The following is a 19,411-nucleotide window of genomic DNA, read 5'->3' as shown; positions in this document are numbered from 1 at the left end:
CTCACTTCTGCTCGACGAGCTTGCCGTCCCGGATGACGCCGATGGTCGTCCGGGTGATGCCGACGCCGTCGGGGCCGTAGGTGAACTGGCCGAGCAGGCCCTCGTAGGCGGTGGCGCGGATGGCGTCGGCGAGCTTCTTGCCGGTGGCGACGTTGCTGGTCTTCAGGGCGGTCAGGAGGATGTTCGTGCCGTCGTAGGCCTTGGCCCCGTGCAGCTCGGCCTCTTCGCCGTAGGCCGCCTTGTAGGCTTCGGCGAACTTCCGCGCGGCCGGGCTGATGTCGTTGCTCAGGTAGGGGGAGCTGACGATGGTGCCCTCCGCGGCCTTCTTCCCCGCGGTGTCGATGAACACCGGGGTGCCCTGGGGAGCGGCGCCGGCGAACGGGACGGTGATGCCGAGGTCGCGGGCCTGTTTGACGATGAGGCCCGCCTCGACCTCCTCGGAGCCGATGAAGACGGCCTGCGGCTTCTTGGCCCGGATCGTGGTGAGCGCGGCGCTGAAGTCCTTCTGATCGGTGGTGACGACCTGGTCGGTGACGGGGGTGACACCGAGGTCCTTGGCGGCCTGGAGGAAGGCGTCGTGCTCGCCCTTTCCGAAGGAACCGTTGTTGGTGATCACCGCGATCTGCCGGTAGCCCTTGTCCTGGATCAGGTACTTGGCCAGCGTGGAGTCGTACGTGGTGCTGGTGGGGCCGTTGAGGAACAGGAACGGGCTCTTCAGGTCGATGAGGCCGTCGGCCTGGCCGGACGTGATGTTCGGTATCTCGGCCTGCTTCAGCACGGGCGCCATGGCGATGGTGACCGCGCTCTCCGCGGTGCCGATCATCGCGATGTAGTTCTCGCTGTCGATCTTGCGGGCCAGATTGGTGCCGGTGGTCGGGTCGCCCTGGTCGTCGAAGGACTTCATCTGGATCTCGCGTCCGTCGATGCCGCCCTTCTTGTTCCACTCGTCGATGGCGAGCTTGGCGCCCTTGTACTCCCACTCGCCCAGGGAAGAGAGCTGGCCGCTGCGGGCGTTGACGACGGCGATCTTGATGGGGCCCGAGTCGGACCGGGTGTCGCTGTCGGACTCGCCGGGGGCGCTGCAGGCCGCCAGGGCTGCGGCCAGCGCCACGGCGCCGGTGACAACGGTGCGTGGACGGGTGGAGAGGGTCATGAGGGTCACCTCGTGGTAGACGGTGGATGGGCAGTGACGGCGTGGGGGAGGCGACGCGTCCCGGGCCGGCTGCCGTGGTCCGGTCGACGGGGTCGGTGCGGCGGGCGGGGCCGTCGCGGCAGGAGCGGCGGCCGTCGAGATTCAGACCGCGTCGGACGGGAAGTGGCCGGCGTAGATGTCCTTGATGTTCCAGTGGCCGGGGGTGGGCACCGGCTCGTTGACCATGGGGACGTCGAGCACGGCGGGGCGGCGGCGGGCGACGGCGTCCTCGAGGGCCTTGCGCAGTTCGCCCGGCGCGGTGACGGTGTAGCCGTCGGCGCCGCAGGACTCGCCGTACTGGGCGAAGTCGGGGCTGTAGGAGCGGCCCTCGGCATCGGTGAACTCACACCCGTAGGACCGCCCGAAGGAGGAGGCCTGCAGGTCGGCGATGGTTCCGTGGGTCCGGTTGTTCATGACCACGAAGATCACGGGCGCGCCCTGTTCCACGGCCATCGGGACCGCGGGCAGTTGGGCACTCATGCCGCCGTCGCCGATGAGGGCGACCACGACGCGGTCGGGCTGGGCGATCTGCACGCCGACCGCGGCGGCGGGGCCGAAGCCCATGGTGGAGGCGCCTCCGGGGGTGATGAAGCGTCCGGTCTCGGGGAGTTCGTAGCACTGGGCGACGCCGTTCTTGTTCCAGCCGACGTCGGTGACCAGGACCGCGTCGTCGGGCAGCGCCTCGCGCAGGTCGGTCAGGATGCGCTGGGGCCGCAGCGGGAAGTCGTCGCTGCGGCCGGCCTCCCGTGCCGCGGCGAAGACGCCGCCGCGGGCGGCCCGGATCGACTCGCGCAGCCCCGGGCGGGTGAGGGCGTTGCCCCGGCGGGCACGGACGGCGGCGTGGATCTCGGCCAGCGCGAGTTCCACATCGGCGACGGCCCCGATGTGGACGGGGTAGTTGCGGCCGATCTCGGCGGGATCGATGTCGATCTGGATGAGGTGACTCGGCGGGAAGTTCCAGGTGTGGGCAGGATCCCAGGAGCTGGAGTCGGTCTCGGCGAAGCGGGTGGCCAGCGCCAGGACGACATCGGCGCCCTTGGTGTGCTCATGGGTCTTGGCCAGGCCCCAGAAGCCGGGCATGCCCAGCAACAGGGGGTGGGTGTCGGAGACGGTGCCCTTGCCCATCAGGGAGTGGGCGAGGGGGATGTCCAGGTGCTCGGCCAGGGACAGCAGTTCGGCGCGGGCGCGAGGGCCGCGCAGGCCGCCGCCGAAGTAGATCAGGGGGCGTTCCGCTTCCAGCAGGGCCTCGGCGATCCGCTCCGCGGTCGAGGTGTCCAGGCCGGGGCGGCCGAGGTGGCCGGGCAGGGGATGCTCGCCGGCGTAGGGCGTCACCGGCCGGTTGAACAGGTCCATGGGGATGTTGACCAGCACGGCGCCGGGGCGTCCGCAGGTGGCGGTGAAGAACGCCCGCTCGGTGACACGCGGGAGGTCCCGCACCCGCTGCACTTCCCAGGTCCGCTTGCAGAACGGCCGGTAGATGGCGGTCTGGTCGGCGTCGGCGTGGAGGTTCACCTCCTGGTGCGGGTGCCGGCCGTAATAGTAGGAGGGGATGTCACCGGTGATGACGACCAGGGGTACGGAGTCCAGGGCCGCGGTGGCGACGCCGGTGACGGCGTTCATCATGCCCGGGCCGACGTGGGTGAGCAGGACGCCGGGGCGGCCGGTGGCGCGGGCGTATCCGTCTGCGGCATGCGCGGCGGCCTGTTCGTGGCGGGCGATGACGAACTCGATCGAGCTCGGTCCGAGCGCGTCGAGGAGGGCGATGTTGGTGTGTCCACAGGTGCCGAAGACGTATTCGACGCCGTAGGACTCCAGCTGGGCGACGAGGGCTTCGGCGGCGGTCACGGTGGTCACAAGTCCTCCTTGGGCAGCTCCCGGCTGTCGCCCCAGACGGACAGTCCGCGCAGCATGAGCGTCTTGACGACGGTGTAGTCGTCGATGAGCCAGCGGGGGGCCTCACGGCCGAACCCCGAGTCCTTCACCCCGCCGAAGGGCACGTGGTCGAGACGGAAGTTGGAGGAGCCGTTGACGATCAGTCCCCCGACCTCCAGTCGCCGCCAGGCGGTGAGGATGCGGGTGAGGTCATGGGTGAACAGGCCGGCCTGGAGTCCGTACCTGCTGGTGTTGCACTGGTCGAGGACGGTGTCGAAGTCGTCGTAGGGCAGGACGGCCACCAGGGCTCCGAACACCTCGTGGACGACGACCGATGCGTGGGCGGGCGGGTCTGCGACGATGGTGGGGGCGGCGGTGGCGCCGTCGCGGGTGCCGCCGCGGATCACCCTCGCACCGAGGTCCCGGGCCTCCCGCGTCCAGGTCACGACGCGTTCGGCGGCGGTCTCGTCGACCATGGAGCCGATGTCGGTGCTCTCGTCCAGGGGGTCGCCGACGACCAGCGCGTCGACGGCCGCGGTGAAGGCGTCGAGGAACTCCGCGTAAAGGCTGCGGTGCACGTACACGCGCTGGACGGAGATGCAGCTCTGACCGGAGTTGCTGTAACCGGTACGCGCGCAGACCCGGGCGGCCGCGGCGGCGTCGGCGTCCTGGCAGACGACGGTGGCCGCGTTGCCGCCCAGTTCCAGGGCGAGCCGTTTGGCGCCGGCCGCGCGGGCCACCGCCGACCCGGTCTCGGCACTGCCGGTGAAACTGATGACGCTCACCGGGCCGGCCGCGCACAGGGCGGCGCCCACTTCTCCTCCGCCGTGCAGCAGTTGGACCGCCTGGTGGGGCATGCCGCTGTCGATGAGCAGGGCGACCACGGCCGCCGAGGTGGCCGGGGCCTGGGGCGGTGCCTTGACCAAGGTGGTGTTGCCCGCGGCGAAGGAGGCGCCCAGCTTGTGGGCGAGCAGGTTGGCGGGCGCGTTGAACGGGGTGATCGCCACGGTCACCCCGGCCGGTGCGCGGTAGGTGAAGGCGGTGTTGCCGATGCCGGTGGCCCAGCCGGCGACGGGCAGGGTCTCGCCGTCGATGCGGCGGGCCTCGGCCGCGCACACGGCGAAGGTGGAGGCCACCCGGTCGATCTCGGTGCGGCTGTCCTTCAGGGGCTTGCCCAGTTCGAGGGCGAGGATGCGGGCCAGCCGGTCGCGGTGGGCGGTGGCGTTGCGGGCGGCGGCCTCCAGGATGTCGGCCCGGGCGGCGGGCGCGAGGTCGGCCGTCTGCCGGGCGTAACCGACCGCCCGGGTGACCGCGGTGTCGATCTCGGCGGCCGTCGCGGTGGGTGCGCGGCTGACGGTCCGTCGCAGGTAGGGGCCGGTTCGGTCAGCGGGTGGACCTTCGCCACCCCAGGAACCGGAGAGAAAGGGAAGGGCCTCGACGACATCGTTCGCATCGGCGGCCTTGAGCAGGTCTTGCAGCATCACGTCTCCAGAAAAAACCATCTAGTGGTTTCCGTGGACTGCTCTATGGACTGGCGTGTAACGTACGGGCGCCGAGAGGCCGTGGCAATAGGTCGGCGCAAGGAAGTTGAAGCCATCGATTTCCGAACGGAGCCGCACTGGTGAAGGCTGTCGCCCCGGACGCCGCGCCCTCACGGCGGGCGGCGGCACCCCTCACGAAGGAGATGACGTGGACGCGGAGCAAGGAGTGGGCGGTGGCGTACGAAGTGTGCGCCGCGCTCTGGACATCCTGTCGCTGCTGACCGAAGATCAGCCCACCGTGCCCTTGAAGGACATGGTCGATGCCACGGGGCTGCCCAAGACGACGGTGGTCCGCCTGGTCCAGACGCTTGAGCAGTACGGTCTGTTGTGGGCGACACCGGGCGGCTACACGGCCGGCCCCGGGCTCTGGCGCTGGGCTCATCTCGCGCACACGTCATGGGAGTTGCCTCCCGACACCCAGAAGCTGCTGCGCGAGCTGGTCGACCGTCGCGGTGAGACGGCGAACCTGATGATCCGCCGGGACGTGCACCGCGTCTGCGTCGCCCAGCAGGAGAGTCCGCAACCGCTGCGGCACGTGGTGCGGGTGGGCGACGAACTCCCCCTGTGGGCCGGCGCCTCCTCCAAGGTCCTGCTCATCGGAGCCACGGACGGACTGCTGCAACGAGTGGCCGCCGAGTCCCCGCACGGCGTCGCACACGTCCAGCAACTGCGCCTGTGGGCGGACGAGGCGACCGCCCAGGGGTACGCGGTCAGCCACGGTGAACGCGACATCGGCCTCACCGCCGTCGCCGTACCCATCCGCACCCAGTCGGGCGTGGTCGTCGCCTCACTCTCCCTCAGCGGCCCGAGCGCGCGCATCCCGGAAGGAGCCACCGAGGACTTCGCGCGCGACCTGCTCGACACGGCCGCCCGCATCGCCTCGCACGGCTTCCAGCACCCCCTGGGGCCGCGCACCTAACCAGTACGCCGACAGCGGCGCCCGACACGGCGCCTGCTGGAAGGAGACCCGTATGCACGTTCGCCCACTCGACGGAATACGCGTTCTGGACCTCACGAACGTGCTCGCCGGACCCTACTGCAGCTATCAGCTGATGCTCATGGGGGCCGAGGTGGTCAAAATCGAACGCCCCGGCCAGGGCGACCTCGCCCGCAACCTCGGCCCCGACCCCGCGCTCAACCGCGAGGGCGTCGGGGCGTCGTTCCTCGCCCAGAACGCGGGAAAGAAGTCGCTCGAACTCGATCTCAAGGACACCGCCGACCGGGCCCTGTTCGAGGACCTGCTGGCGGGGACCGACGTCCTGCTGGAGAACTTCCGGGCGGGCGTGCTGGAGCGCATGGGCTACGGGCCCCAGCGCCTGGCCCAGCTCAACGAGCGCCTGGTCTACTGCTCCATCTCCGGCTTCGGGCACACCGGCCCGATGAGTGATGCCCCCGCCTACGACCAGATCGTCCAGGGCCTGACCGGCATGATGAGCGTCACCGGCACCGAGGAGACGGCACCGCAGCGCATCGGCTTCCCGGTCTGCGACACCACCGGAGGACTGATGGCGGCCTTCGCCATCAGCGCCGCGCTGCTGCGCCGCGAACGCACGGGGGCCGGCGGCCGGCTCGACGTGTCCATGCTGGAGGCGTCCCTGTCCACCATGGGCTGGGCCGTCTCCAACTACCTGGTCAGCGGCGTGCCCCCGAAGCCTCTCGGCGACCAGAACCCGACCGCTGCCCCGTCCGGCACCTTCACCGCGGCGGACGGTCCGCTGAACATCGCGGCCAACCAGCAACAGCAGTTCGAGACCCTGTGCCGCCTGGCAGGCGTCCCGGAGCTCATCACCGACGCCCGCTTCGGTGAGCGGGAGCAGCGCAAGGTGCATCGAGCCGAGCTGAACGCCGAGCTGAACCGGGCGCTCGCCACGCGCCCCGCCGCAGACTGGGAACGCGACCTGAACGCCGCCGGGGTGCCCGCGGCCCGGGTCCTGACGGTTCCTCAGGCGCTGGAGCAGCAGCAGCTGGCCCACCGCCGCTTCATCAGCGAACTGCGGCACCCCGGGCGAGCCGGGCAGCCGCTGCACGTGGTGGGCAACGGGGTGCTGGTCGACGGGGAGGCGTTCGGTCCCCCCTCTCCCCCGCCGCTGCTGGGCCAGCACAACGCCGAACGCACGGCACTCGCGAAGCGCTGGTCGGCCACGGCCGCCAGGGACGCCACCGCGGTTGCCGGAGAGGCCACCGCGTCATGAGCGCCACGGAGGACGAGGCTGCCCTGTGGTGGGCCACGGCGGTCAGTCACATCGAGCCCGGCAGCATCGAACTGCGGGATCGCCCGGTCCAGGAGCTGATCGGCTCCGCGAGCCTGGTGGACGTCATTTGGCTGCTGCTGCGCGGCGACCTGCCTTCGCCACGCCAGTCAGCCCTGCTGGAGGCCGCCATGGTGGCAGGCGTCGACCACGGCCCCCAGGCGCCCTCCATCGCCGCCGCCCGCATGGCGGCGACCTGTGGAGTGGGGCTCAACAACGCCGTGGCCACCGGCGTCAACATGCTCGGTGACGCACACGGCGGAGCCGGCCAGCAGTGCGTGGAGATGCTCACCGACATCCGGCGTCTGCGCATCGGGGGACGTTCCTGGGAAGAGGCGGCCCGCGAGACCATGGCGGACTGGCAGAGCCGTTCCCGCTACCTGCCCGGCTTCGGACATCGTTTCCACCCCGTCGACCCCCGTCGCGACCCGCTCCTGTTCCTGGTGGAGGGGGCGGTGTCCGACGGCACCGTGAGCGGTGACTTCCTGCAGGCCGCGCTGGCCGTCGAGACGATCCTCGAACGCCGCCGGGCCGGCGCGCGGCCGGTACCGATGAACATCGACGGGGCAACGGCCGTCATCTACGCGGAACTCGGCTTCTCCGCACCGCTCGCCCGGGGGCTGTTCGTCCTCAGCCGCTCCGTGGGCATCCTCGCCCACGCCTGGGAGGAGACCGGCCAGGGCCGCCGCAACAAGGGCCCCATCCCCCGCGGCGTGCTCCCGGCCCGGCTGCCCCAGCCGAAAAACGCGTAACCAATCCGCGTCACACCCCTTGCCACGCCCCAAGGGCATCCCTAACGTGGCTTTCCGCCGATCGGCAACCACAGTACGGGCCATGCGAACCGTACAGCGGACCATGATCCGCCTCTCCCCCTCTTCCTCCCCATCCGGGAACCGTCAGCCTCGTCACGGACGGGTCATCAGGATCCGTCACGAAAGAGGAACCATGGACAGACGCAGCTTCCTCACCACCACCGCCGCCGGAACGGCCACCACCGTCGCCATGCTGCACGGCACGGCCGCCGAGGCCGCCACCTCCGACGGCCTGGCCCGGCCCGTCCCCGCGCAGGCCCACGCCGCGACCGGCAAGGACTTCCCCAAGGCCGGCGGCAACCTCGGAAACCACAACTACTCCGCGCTGAAGCGCATCACCGCCGCCAACGTCGCCAAGCTGCGCGGCGCCTGGCACATCAACCTGGAGAACGGCTCCACCTCCAACCACCAGCAGTGCGCCGTCATCGCTCAGAACGGCGTGCTGTACCTCGCCACCGCCCAGCAGAACGTCTTCGCCGTCGACGGCCGCACCGGCCGGGTGATCTGGAAGACGAAGGTCGGCACCGAGACCACCAACATGCGCGGCCTCGCCCTCGGCAAGGGCCTGGCCTACACCATCACCGGCGACAACAAGGTCGTCGCCCTGAACCAGCGGACGGGCGACCTCGTCTGGAGCCGCGAGCTGCTGGTCGAGGACCAGGGCGACCCCGACTGCGACCCCGCCTCGGGCCAGTGCGGCGGCAGCAAGGGCGGTCTCGCCGGGGCAGCCGTCTACTGGGACGGACTGGTCTACATCGGCACTCAGGGCAGCACCGCCGGCGCCCGGGGCCGCGGCTACGCCCTCAACGCCGAGACGGGTGAAGTCGCCTGGGTCTTCTGGGGCGCCCCCGGCCCCGGCGAGTACGGCCACGACACCTGGGAGGGCGACTCCTGGAAGACCGGTGGCGCGGTGTGCTGGATCCACCCCGCCGTCGACCCGGAACTCGGCCTGGTCTACTGGACGTTCGGCAACCCGTACCCCCGCACCGACGGCTCCACCCGCGGCGGCGACAATCTCTTCGCCAACAGCCTGGTCGCCATCGACGCCAAGACGGGCAAGCGACGCTGGCACTTCCAGTCCGTCCACCACGACATCTGGGACTACGACAACGTCATGTCCCCCGTTCTCGCCGACCTCCTGATCAAGGGGAAGAAGCGCCGGGTCGTCGTCTACGGCAGCAAGACCGGGATCTACTACATCCTCGACCGGGCGACGGGAGAACCGGTCCACGGCATGGAGGAACGGCCGGTGCCGCAACACACGGCACAGAAGACCGTCCCCACCCAGCCCTTCCCCGGGGGCGAGCCCTTCGTGGAGTCCGAACCGCGCCTCGACAAGGCGACCCGGCCCGTGCCGTTCTATCCGACGGGCGGCCTCTTCGAGGTCCACTGGGACCGGGCCACCATCCTCTACCCGGGCGCGGGCGGCGGGGCCGACTGGTCATTCCCGTCCTTCAGTCACCGCACCGGCATGGTGTACGTCGGATACGGCCTCATCAACTCCGCCTACTCCAACACCCACGGCGGCCGGGTCAACACCTCCCGCCCCCTCGGTGAGTACTTCGCCGGCGGAATCGCCGCGGTCGACCCGCGCACCAACACCGTCGCGTGGCGGCAGGAAGGCGACTGGTCCCTCGCCCACGGCAACAGCATCCTCAGCACGGCCGGCGGTGTCCTCTTCCAGGGCCGCCCGGACGGTGTCCTCACGGCCCTCGACGACCGTGACGGCGGCGAGTTGTGGACCTGGCAGTGCGGGGCGGGCGTCAACACCAGCCCGTTGACGTACGAGATCGACGGCGAGCAGTACGTGGCCGTGCTGGCCGGCGGCAACGGTCTGCCCTACCCGGACGTCCCCAAGGGCGACCACCTGTGGGCGTTCAAGCTCGGCGGCCGGGTCGGGCCCGCTCCCGCCCCGACCCCACCGTCCCGGCGCAACCAGATCCGCGCCGCCGCGGTCACCGGCGACACCGCGAAGAACACCGTCACCCTGGGCCGCATCTGGGACACCGCGAAGAAGGCGCCGGGCCCCACGGAAAACCTCGTCTCCCAGAACGCCATGTCACCCCAGCACCTGGTCGTCGCCAAGGGCACCACCGTCACCTTCGTGAACCCGGCGGACAACACGTCGGCACACGGCGCGGTCTCCTTCTTCGAGTCCGAGATCGACACCGGACTGCTCATGCCGGGCCAGTCCTTCACCCACACCTTCGTCACCCCCGGCGAGTACTTCTTCAACGACCCGGTCGCCCCGCAGAACACCGGCAAGGTCGTCGTCGAGTAGCGCCGGGGCGCACCATGCGCCTGCTCCTCTCCGCCCGCACCACCAGACACCACCACGAGGAGGGCTTCATGAGATCTTCCCGACCCCGGCGCCGGCTCCGGCCACTGGCCGCGGCGCTGACCGGCGCCGCCGGCACCCTCGGCATCACCGTCGCCCTGATGGCGACCGGCACGCTCAGTGTCGCCCAGGGCCGCGTCGGCCCGGGTGCGCAGCAGCTCGGCGATCCCGACTACGGCGTGTGCCGCGGCGCCGACGCCCGCTGCTACCACGACTGGGGCAACTTCGACACCTCCCAGGGCTTCAAGGTCCTGCTCTACACCCGGACCGCCGGCCCGCGGCACGCCAACCTCGGTCCCGCCCTGGCACCGGGCATGAACCCCGCGCTCACCGACGCCAACGTCGTCCAGAAGAGCGTCGTGAAGATGGGTGCCGACAACGGCTTCCAGGTCGACTACACCGAGGACGTCTCCGAACTCGCCTCTCCTGCCGACCTGTTCAAGTACAACGCGGTCATCTTCTACTCGACCAGCCGCGACGCCCTGGACGACGCGGCCCAGACCTCGTTGCGCCAGTACATTCGCGGCGGCGGCGGCTTCGTCGGCGTCCACAACGCCTTCGGCACCGAGTACAACTGGCCTTGGTACGAGGGCCTGTTGGGCAATGCCAACTTCTACGACCACGGACGTAACCAGTCCGGCACGGTCCGGACCGTGAACCGCAAGGACGTCTCCACCAAGTCTCTGCCCGACCGCTGGACCATCTCCGACGAGTGGTACAACCTCGTCCCCGCACCCACCCGGGTCCGTGTCCTCGCCGAGGTCGACGAAAGCACGCTGGCCGGGGGCGTCTCGGGCAACTACCACCACCCCGGCCACGGGAAGGACCACCCCGTCACCTGGTGCCAGTACTACGACGGCGGCCGTGCCTGGCTGACCACCCTCGGGCACGACGCGAAGGACTTCTCCACCGACGGCTCGTTCCCGGGAGCCGCCGAGTTCCAGAAGATGCTGCTGGGCGGCGTCGAGTCGGCCATGGGCAAGAAGCCGTTCTGCACGTGACGTCCGGCGCCGTCATGCGGCGGCGGCCGGGGCCGCACGACTCCGCGCGGCACGTTTCCCCTCCCACACGAAAGGTGATGTCACCATGCACGACGAAGCAGCCACCCAGTACCGTCCCGAGCCCGCCGACCAGCAGTCCGCCGGCTGGCAGACCCCCGACTTCACGGTGATCGACACCGCTCTGGAAGTCACCGCCTACTTCCTGCGCGACAAGTAGGCGTACGCCGTGCTGCTGCGCATACTCGGGACAGCAGCCGGTGGCGGCCTCCCTCAGTGGAACTGCGCGTGCCCCGGCTGCGCCGGGGCACGCCGGCACCCCTCCCGCCGCCGCCTCCACGACGGCCTGGCCGTGCACGGGGGCGGCGCGGGTGACTGGTTCCTCGCCAACGCCACCCCGGACGTCGCCGAGCAGTTGGAGAGTCACCCCGCTCTGCGGCCGGACGTCGGACAGGGCCGCACACCTGTGGTCCGGGTCGTCCTCACCGACGCCGAACTCGACCACACCCTGGGGCTGCTGCGCCTGCGCGAGGCCGCCAGGATCGACGTGTGGTGCACCGAACCGGTGCGCCGTGCCCTGACCACCCGCCTGCCGCTGACCGACATCCTTTCCCCGTACACGACGCTGGCCTGGCACGACCTCCCGGCGGACGGCTCCGGCCGACCGGCCGAGGTGGCGGGTCTGGAAGTGAGCGTGCTGCCTCTGTCGGACAAACGTCCTCGTTACGCGGCCGGCGAACCGTCCCATCCCGCCTGGAGCAGTGCTCTGTCGGTCCGCGATCCCGGCTCCGGAACCCGCGCCGTGTACGCACCGGCCCTGGCGGCCTGGAACGACGCCCTGGACGAGGAGATCGCCGCCGCCGACTGCCTCCTGCTCGACGGCACCTTCCTCGACGAGGACGAGCCCTCGCGCAGCGGCATCTCCCGGCGGACCGCCTCCGGCATGGGTCATCTGCCGATCCGGGGTGCCGAGGGCACCGCGCGGCGCCTGGCCGGCGCGGAAGCGCTCTCGTACTACACCCACCTCAACAACACCAACCCGCTGGTCGACCCCGACGCACCGGAGCACGAGCGGCTCGCCGACCTCGGTCTGCGCGTCGCCGAGGACAGGATGGTGGTGTCCCTGTGACCACGACAACCGTCGGAACCGAGACCTTTGCCGCGTCGCCGCGGGGCGCGCGAGTGGCCGCCCCGTGGAGCGCCGGGGAACTGGAGAGCCGACTGCGGGAGCTCGCGGTCGCCCGCTACCACGACCGCCACCCGTTCAACCGGCGCATGCACCGGGGCGAGCTGAGCCCGGGCGAACTGCGCACGTGGGTGGCCAACCGCTTCTACTACCAGTGCAACATCCCCGTGAAGGACTCCCACATCCTGGCCAAGCTTCACGAGCCCGGCCGGCGCCGGTCCTGGATCCGCCGGATACAGGACCACGACGGGATCACCGACGGGGACGGCGGCATCGAAAGATGGCTGCGGCTGGGCGAGGCGGTGGGCCTGGACCGGCAGGACCTGCTGTCGCACCGGCGTCTGCTGCCCGGTGTCCGGCTGGCCGTGGACGGCTACGTCAACTTCTGCCGCAACGGCACTGTCCTGGAGGCGGTGGCCTCGTCCCTCACCGAGTTGTGTGCCCCGTCCATCATGACGGTCCGCCTGGAGACGTTCCCCGTGCACTACCCGTGGATCGACTCCGCCGGTCTTTCGTACTTCCGCGAGCGGGTCCCGCAGGGACGCCGGGACGGCAGCGAGGCTCTGGCCTGGGTGAAGGAGTGGGCCGTCACCCGCGACGAGCAGGACAGCGCCCTGGCGGCGCTCTCCTTCAAGTGCGACGTGCTGTGGAGCCTGCTCGACAGTGTGCAGCAGGGGAACACGCGATGACCGGCGACCGGCTGTGGAAGCCCGCTGTCCCCCCTGCCGCGCTGCTACGGCACGACCGGACGCGGGGAACCGACGTCCTGCTGCTGCCCGAGCGGGTGGTCGTCCTGCACGGTTCGGGGCGCGGCGTCCTGGAACTGTGCGACGGCACGCGCACCGTCGAGGAGATCGCGGCGCTGCTCTTGCCCGACGGCGTCCAGGAGGAGCGGGTACACCGCGAGATCTCCTCGTTCCTGCACCGCATGCACACGGAAGGCTGCCTCCGTTGACGGCTCCCGCCCCACCTTGGGCCCTGCTCTCCGAACTCACCCATGCCTGCCCGCTGCACTGCGGCTACTGTTCCAACCCGCTTGAGCTCACCCGGCGTTCGCGGGAGCTGACCGCGGCCCAGTGGGCGGACGTCTTCCGACAGGCGGCCGGTCTCGGCGTGCTCCACACCCATCTGTCCGGCGGCGAGCCGCTGCTGCGGTCCGACCTCGTGGAGATCACTCGTGCCGCCGTGGACGCCGGCCTGTACACCCAGCTGGTCACCAGCGGCGTGGGCCTGTCCGCGGACCGTCTCGACGCGCTCGTCGCCGCGGGTCTGCACAGTGTGCAGCTCTCCGTGCAGCACTCCGATCAGGTCCGGTCGGACGAGATCGCCGGCCACCGGTCCTTCGGGGCCAAGGAGGTGGCGGCACGCCTGGTCAAGGAGCGGGGCCTGCCGCTCGGCGTCAACGTCGTCCTGCACCGGCACAACCTCGACGTCGTCGACGGCCTGATCGAGCTGGCGGTGCGGTGGCACGCGGACCGCGTCGAGCTCGCCAACACCCAGTTCTACGGCTGGGGCCTGCTCAACCGCGCCGCGCTCATGCCGACCCGGGAGCAGCTCGCCGCCGCCACCGACGCCGTGGAGCTCTGGCGGGAACGTCTGGCGGGTGCCATGGACATCACCTGGGTGGTGCCCGACTACTTCTCCGGCACGCCCAAACCCTGTATGGGCGGCTGGGGCGCGGTGTCCCTCACCGTCGCGCCCGACGGCACGACCCTGCCGTGTCCGGCGGCCGCCTCCCTGCCCGGACTGGGCGCGCCCAACGTCAAGGAGACGTCGCTGCGGTGGATCTGGGAGGAGTCACCGGCGTTCAACGCCTATCGCGGCACCGACTGGATGCCGTCACCGTGCCGTACCTGCGACCGGCGTACGGAGGATTTCGGTGGCTGTCGCTGCCAGGCCCACGCGCTCACCGGCGACGCGGCCCGGACCGACCCCGCCTGTTCCCTCTCCCCCGACCATGCCGTGTTGACGGGCCTCACCCGGGTCGATCCCGGGCGGGAGATCGTGCCGCGGTTTCCCTCGAAGGCCCCGGGCGCCGGTCCCCGTGCCGGGTAGCCGCCGAAGTGCGGAGACGCCCGCGCATGCTGCCCCGTCCCGAAGCACCGCCGTCGTGGTTCCGGTGGCGGTGCTTCGGGAAGGAAGGCGGCCCGGGGTGTCAGGCCCGCACCGCCTCCGGCTCGGGCCGTGCGCCTTTCCGGCGGGCATCCTCGCCGAGTTCCTCCGTCGGAACCGTATGGGTCTCGCGGGCCGAGAACGCGGCGATCACCGGCGGTACGCACAGCGCCGCCGTGAAGAGCGCCACCGCGAACCAGTCGTCGCCGTCCGGGCCGGCGATCTGCGCGGCGAAGGTGACCGCGAACCCGGCCACCGCGAAACCGATCTGCGTACCGATCGCGACGCCCGACAACCGCACCCGGGTGGAGAACATCTCTCCGTAGAAGGCGGGCCACACGCCGTTCGCCGCGCTGTAGACGACACCGAAGGCGACGATGCCCAGCAGGAACGTCAGCGCGTAGGAGCCGGTCGAGATCGCCCACAGGTACAGGAACATCGTCACCGCACTGCCGACCGCGCCGATCAGGAACACCGGGCGCCGGCCGATCCGGTCGGACAGCATCGCCCACAGCGGGATCGCGGCAAGCGCGGCGACGTTGGCGAGGGCGCCCACCCACAGCATCGCGGTGCGGGACATGCCGACCGAGTCACTCGTGGCGAAGGCCAGCGCCCACACCGTGAAGATCGTGCTGACCGAGGCGATCAACGCTCCGGCGACCACCCGCAGGACGTCCGCCCAATGGTCACGCGCCAGCACCGCCAGCGGCATCTTCACGACGCCCTCCGTGGCCACCTGCTGGGCGAAGGCCGGAGTCTCGTCGAGCCTGCGGCGGATGACGTAGCCCACCGCGGCGACCACGACACTCAGCCAGAACGGCACGCGCCACCCCCAGGCCAGCAGCTGGTCCTCGGGGAGTGCGGCGACCGGGAGGAAGACCAGGGTGGCCAGCAACTGGCCGCCCTGGGTGCCACTGAGGGTGAAGCTGGTGAAGAAGCCACGTCGGTGGGGCGGCGCGTGCTCCAGGGTCATGGAGTTGGCGCTGGCCTGCTCCCCCGCCGCCGATATGCCCTGGAGGACACGGCAGAGCACCAGCAGGACCGGGGCGAGGACGCCGACCTGATCACGGGTGGGCAGGCACCCGATGAGGAACGTGGACACGCCCATGAGGACCAGAGTGAAGACCATGATCTTCTTGCGGCCCATGCGGTCGCCGATGTGCCCGAGGAAGAGCGCGCCGACCGGACGCGCGGCATACGCGACGCCGAAGGTGGCCAGCGACAGCAGCGTCGCGGTGGCCGGGTCGGACTCGTCGAAGAAGACCTCCGGGAAGATCAGCGCGGCGGCGCTGCCGTAGATGAAGAAGTCGTAGTACTCCAGCGCGCTGCCGATCCAGGCGGCGGTGGCGGCCTTCTTCGGCTGGCCGGGCGGGGCGGCGCCCTGGGAGGCGGGGGCGGGGACGGACACGGCGTACTCCTTCGGGGGACTCCACCGGGGGACGGAGTGAGCGGAGGGGAGGGGTGCCGGACGACTAATTAACCCACTGGGTAGTTAGTCGCGGTTGGGAAGGGATGTTGCGCCGACGTGTCCCGCCTGTCAAGGGGTGGTGTCCTGAGCGAGCGCCCTCCCTCAGTCCGTCGCGCGCTCCGCGGTCAGGTAGGCGATCACCATGTCCCCCAGCATCGCCCGGTAGTGCTCGCGCTGGTCCGGGGCGACCAGGTCGCGGCCGAACAGGGCACCGAAGGTGTGCCGGTTGGAGACCCGGAAGAAGCAGAAGGAGCTGATCATCGCGTGCAGGTCGACGGCGTCGACGTCGGCCGTGAACAGGCCGGAGCGCCGCCCCTCGTCGAGGATCCGGCGGATCACGTCGAGCGCCGGGGAGCCGATGCTGGCCAGCATCTCCGAGGACGCGATGTGCGCGGCGTCGTGGATGTTCTCGATGCTGACCAGGCGGATGAAGTCGGGGTGCCGCTCGTGGTGGTCGAAGGTCAGCTCGGCGAGGCGCCGGATGGCGGCCACCGGGTCCAGGTGGTCGACGTCGAGCTGCTGCTCGGCCTCCCGGATCACGCCGTACGCCCGTTCCAGTACGGCGGTGAACAGCTGCTCCTTGCCTTCGAAGTAGTAGTAGATCATCCGCTTCGTGGTGCGGGTGCGGGCGGCGATCTCGTCCACGCGGGCCCCGTCGTAGCCGGCCCGGGCGAACTCCCGCGTCGCCACGTCGAGGATCTCGGCCCGGGTGCGGGCGGCGTCGCGGGTGCGGGTGCCGGATCGTGCCGGTTCGTCGACGCTGGTCATCGGGTTCCTTCGGCTGGGCCTGGACGGGGTGCGGGCAGGGCGTGTCGGTGATTGTAGAAGCCTTGCGCTTCCCTCCCGCCGCAACCTCCTGCTATGACTAACGTACTGGTTCGTACATTGTTCGCTCGGGTCCAAGCCCGAGCCGCTCAGGAGGTCGTCCCCAGGTGGCCAACGACTCGTATCTCGTCGGACTGATCGGTTCCGGCATCGGACCCTCGCTCACCCCGGCTCTGCACGAGCGGGAAGCCGGTCGCCAGGGCCTGCGCTACCTGTACCGGCTGATCGACATCGACACCCTCGGCGTGCCGCCCGAGGCGGTGGGCGACCTCGTGCGGGCCGCGCGGGACCTGGCGTTCGACGGGCTGAACATCACCCACCCGTGCAAGCAGCTCGTCATCCGGCACCTGGACGCCCTCTCTCCGCAGGCCGAGGCACTGGGCGCGGTCAACACCGTCGTCTTCGACGACGCCGGCCGCGCGATCGGGCACAACACGGACGTCACCGGCTTCGCCACATCGTTCGCCCGCGGTCTGCCGGACGCGCCGCTGGAGCGGATCGTGCAGCTCGGCGCGGGCGGGGCGGGCGCAGCCGTCGCCCACGCCACCCTCACCCTGGGCGCCGGACGGATCACGGTCGTCGACGCCCTGCCCCAGCGCGCCGTCGACCTCGCCACCTCGCTGAACCGCCACTTCGGGGACGGCCGTGCCGTCCCCGCCACCCCGGACCGCCTGCCCGAACTGCTGACCACGGCCGACGGCATCGTGCACGCCACCCCCACCGGCATGGCCGCCCACCCGGGGCTGCCGCTGCCCGTCGACCTGCTCCACCCGGGGCTGTGGCTCGCCGAGGTCGTCTACCGCCCGCTGGAGACCGAGCTGCTGCGCACCGCACGCGCGCTGGGCTGCGCCACGCTGGACGGCGGCGGCATGGCCGTCTTCCAGGCCGCGGACGCGTTCCGGCTGATCACCGGGCGGGAACCCGACGCGGCGCGGATGCTCGCCGACATCACCGACCTCGCCGGTGCCGCCACCGCTCCGAAGTAGAAAGAGGAACCGACGTGCGCACGTCCATCGCCACCGTCTGCCTGAGCGGCTCCCTCACCGAGAAGCTCACGGCCGCGTCCCGGGCCGGCTTCGACGGCGTGGAGATCTTCGAGAACGACCTTCTGGCCAGCCCGCTGGCCCCTGAGGAGATCCGTGCCCGCTGCGCCGACCTCGGACTGACCATCGACCTCTACCAGCCGATGCGGGACGTGGAGGCGCTGCCCGAGGAGGAGTTCGCCCGCGCCCTGCGCCGCGCGCGGCACAAGTTCGAGGCGATGCGCAGGCTCGGAGCCGACACAGTCCTGGTCTGCTCCAGCGTCTCCCCGCACACGCTGGACGACGACGCCCTCGCCGCCGAGCAGCTGGGCCGCCTCGCCGACCTGGCCCAGGACCACGGGGTCCGCGTCGCCTACGAGGCGCTCGCCTGGGGCCGGCACATCAGCACCTACGACCACGCCTGGCGCGTCGTGGAGGCCGCGGACCATCCCGCGCTCGGCACATGCCTGGACAGCTTCCACATCCTCTCGCGCGGCAGTGACCCCAAGGGCATCGAGGACATCCCCGGCGAGAAGATCTTCTTCCTCCAGCTGGCCGACGCCCCGCTGCTCGCGATGGACGTCCTCCAGTGGAGCCGTCACTACCGCTGCTTCCCCGGCCAGGGCGGCTTCGACGTCGCCGGACTGCTGCGGCACGTGATGCGCGCCGGCTATGACGGCCCCCTCTCCCTGGAGGTCTTCAACGACGTCTTCCGGCAGTCCGAGGCCGGTCCCACCGCCGTCGACGCCCGACGCTCCCTGCTGGTCCTCCAGGAACAGGTCGGCCTCGTCGCACCGCCCGCGCCCGCCGTACCCACCGGCGTCGCCTTCGCGGAGCTGGTCACGCCCGACGCCGCCCCCGTCTCGGCGGTGCTCGGCGCGCTCGGCTTCGCCCGGACGGCACGGCACCGGGGCAAGCCCGTCGACCTGTGGCAGCGGGGCGACGCCCGCGTACTGGTCAACACCGGTCCCGCCGAGCGCCGCGACGGCACCCGGCTGGCCACCATCGGCCTCGAGTCCCCCGACCCCGCCGGCGCGGCCCGCCGCGCCGAGGCCCTGCTCGCCCCGGTGCTGCCACGCCGCCGCGCCCACGGGGACGCCCTGCTGGAGGCGGTCGCGGCACCCGACGGCACGGAGCTGTTCTTCTGCGCCACCGAGCGCCCCGGACTGCCCGACTGGCGCGCGGACTTCGAGAACGTCGGGGGCGCCGGTCCCGACGCCGGAGACGAGGGTGGCTGGCGCATCGACCACCTCTCCCTGACGCAGCCCTGGCACCAGTTCGACGAGGCGGCTCTCTTCCACCGAGCCGTCCTCGGGCTGCGCTCCCAAGGGAGCGTGGACGTCGCCGACCCCTACGGGCTGCTGCGCAGTCGCGCCGTCTCCACCGACGACGGCGCCGTCCGGATCGTCCTGACCGTCGGCGCGGCCCCCATCGACGACACGGCGCACGCCCAGCACATCGCGCTGGCCACCGACGACGTGGTCGCCGCCGCACGCGACCACCGTGCGGCCGGTGGAGAGCTGCTGCCGATCCCGGCCAACTACTACGACGACCTCGCGGCACGCTACGAGTTCGCCGACGGCGAGCTGGAGACGTACCGGGAGCTGGGCATCCTCTACGACCGCGACGAGCACGGCACCTTCCGGCACTGCTACACGCTCACCATCGGCCGGGTCTTCTTCGAACTCGTCCAGCGCGACGGCGGCTACCGCGGCTACGGCGCGCCCAACGCCCCCGTGCGGCTGGCCGCACAGCACACGGTGCGCGGGTTCACCGGCGGCTGATGCGGCTCGTTG

General features: G+C 71.1%; 17 protein-coding genes. 12 read left to right on the top strand and 5 right to left on the bottom strand.

Features of this window, described 5'->3' with window-relative positions; all coding sequences use genetic code 11:
- Position 1: 1 nt before the first annotated feature.
- From ACZ56V_RS20060 to ACZ56V_RS20050, 3 genes are all read right to left on the bottom strand, one after another.
- Positions 2-1,153: an ABC transporter substrate-binding protein gene (locus tag ACZ56V_RS20060; protein WP_467382232.1), complete on the bottom strand. Its 1,152-nt coding sequence runs from the start codon at positions 1,151-1,153 to the stop codon at positions 2-4.
- A 141-nt stretch (positions 1,154-1,294) separates the two neighbouring features.
- On the bottom strand, positions 1,295-3,046 hold the full coding sequence (locus ACZ56V_RS20055) for a thiamine pyrophosphate-binding protein (RefSeq protein WP_468943925.1): 1,752 nt from the start codon (positions 3,044-3,046) through the stop codon (positions 1,295-1,297).
- Positions 3,043-4,545 carry an aldehyde dehydrogenase family protein gene (locus ACZ56V_RS20050; protein WP_467382228.1) on the bottom strand — a complete coding sequence of 501 codons (1,503 nt, stop codon included), beginning with the start codon at positions 4,543-4,545 and terminating at the stop codon, positions 3,043-3,045. The genes ACZ56V_RS20055 and ACZ56V_RS20050 overlap by 4 nt, the downstream gene beginning before the upstream one ends.
- Positions 4,546-4,753: 208 nt before the next feature.
- On the opposite strand from ACZ56V_RS20050, the gene ACZ56V_RS20045 reads away from it, so the two are divergent.
- The 10 genes from ACZ56V_RS20045 to pqqE all read left to right on the top strand — a co-directional run bounded on the left by ACZ56V_RS20045 (position 4,754) and on the right by pqqE (position 14,243).
- Positions 4,754-5,524: an IclR family transcriptional regulator gene (locus ACZ56V_RS20045; RefSeq protein ID WP_468943921.1), complete on the top strand. Its 771-nt coding sequence runs from the start codon at positions 4,754-4,756 to the stop codon at positions 5,522-5,524.
- Between the two features lie 52 nt (positions 5,525-5,576).
- Positions 5,577-6,797 (top strand): CaiB/BaiF CoA transferase family protein, encoded by a 1,221-nt coding sequence (locus tag ACZ56V_RS20040; RefSeq protein ID WP_467382224.1) that lies wholly within the window; start codon positions 5,577-5,579, stop codon positions 6,795-6,797.
- Positions 6,794-7,606, top strand: coding sequence for a citryl-CoA lyase (locus tag ACZ56V_RS20035; RefSeq protein WP_467382222.1), 813 nt, complete (start codon positions 6,794-6,796; stop codon positions 7,604-7,606). The genes ACZ56V_RS20040 and ACZ56V_RS20035 overlap by 4 nt, the downstream gene beginning before the upstream one ends.
- A 193-nt stretch (positions 7,607-7,799) precedes the next feature.
- On the top strand, positions 7,800-9,947 hold the full coding sequence (locus tag ACZ56V_RS20030; protein WP_468943916.1) for an outer membrane protein assembly factor BamB family protein: 2,148 nt from the start codon (positions 7,800-7,802) through the stop codon (positions 9,945-9,947).
- A gap of 68 nt (positions 9,948-10,015) precedes the next feature.
- On the top strand, positions 10,016-11,005 hold the full coding sequence (locus ACZ56V_RS20025; RefSeq protein ID WP_468943914.1) for a ThuA domain-containing protein: 990 nt from the start codon (positions 10,016-10,018) through the stop codon (positions 11,003-11,005).
- An 85-nt stretch (positions 11,006-11,090) separates the two neighbouring features.
- Positions 11,091-11,222 (top strand): pyrroloquinoline quinone precursor peptide PqqA, encoded by a 132-nt coding sequence (gene pqqA / locus ACZ56V_RS20020; RefSeq protein ID WP_468943911.1) that lies wholly within the window; start codon positions 11,091-11,093, stop codon positions 11,220-11,222.
- Between the two features lie 9 nt (positions 11,223-11,231).
- On the top strand, positions 11,232-12,131 hold the full coding sequence (gene pqqB, locus ACZ56V_RS20015) for a pyrroloquinoline quinone biosynthesis protein PqqB (protein WP_467382214.1): 900 nt from the start codon (positions 11,232-11,234) through the stop codon (positions 12,129-12,131).
- A gap of 53 nt (positions 12,132-12,184) precedes the next feature.
- A complete protein-coding gene (pqqC, locus tag ACZ56V_RS20010) occupies positions 12,185-12,877 on the top strand; it encodes a pyrroloquinoline-quinone synthase PqqC (protein ID WP_467382360.1) in 693 nt (230 codons plus the stop codon).
- A complete protein-coding gene (pqqD, locus tag ACZ56V_RS20005; RefSeq protein ID WP_467382212.1) occupies positions 12,874-13,143 on the top strand; it encodes a pyrroloquinoline quinone biosynthesis peptide chaperone PqqD in 270 nt (89 codons plus the stop codon). Before pqqC ends, pqqD begins: the two co-directional genes overlap by 4 nt.
- Entirely contained in the window at positions 13,140-14,243 is a 1,104-nt protein-coding gene (gene pqqE / locus ACZ56V_RS20000; protein ID WP_468943907.1) for a pyrroloquinoline quinone biosynthesis protein PqqE, read from the top strand. The genes pqqD and pqqE overlap by 4 nt, the downstream gene beginning before the upstream one ends.
- A gap of 100 nt (positions 14,244-14,343) precedes the next feature.
- Here the strand turns inward: pqqE and ACZ56V_RS19995 are convergent, their stop codons facing one another.
- Entirely contained in the window at positions 14,344-15,708 is a 1,365-nt protein-coding gene (locus ACZ56V_RS19995) for an MFS transporter (protein WP_468943904.1), read from the bottom strand.
- A gap of 162 nt (positions 15,709-15,870) precedes the next feature.
- Entirely contained in the window at positions 15,871-16,536 is a 666-nt protein-coding gene (locus ACZ56V_RS19990; protein ID WP_356371727.1) for a TetR/AcrR family transcriptional regulator, read from the bottom strand.
- A gap of 164 nt (positions 16,537-16,700) precedes the next feature.
- On the opposite strand from ACZ56V_RS19990, the gene ACZ56V_RS19985 reads away from it, so the two are divergent.
- A complete protein-coding gene (locus ACZ56V_RS19985) occupies positions 16,701-17,579 on the top strand; it encodes a shikimate dehydrogenase (RefSeq protein WP_398918473.1) in 879 nt (292 codons plus the stop codon).
- Between the two features lie 14 nt (positions 17,580-17,593).
- Positions 17,594-19,399 carry a bifunctional sugar phosphate isomerase/epimerase/4-hydroxyphenylpyruvate dioxygenase family protein gene (locus ACZ56V_RS19980; protein WP_468943900.1) on the top strand — a complete coding sequence of 602 codons (1,806 nt, stop codon included), beginning with the start codon at positions 17,594-17,596 and terminating at the stop codon, positions 19,397-19,399.
- Positions 19,400-19,411: the final 12 nt, after the last annotated feature.

The organism is Streptomyces sp. NPDC034099, from assembly GCF_055575415.1.
This window is presented reverse-complemented; position numbering and strand designations above follow the sequence as displayed.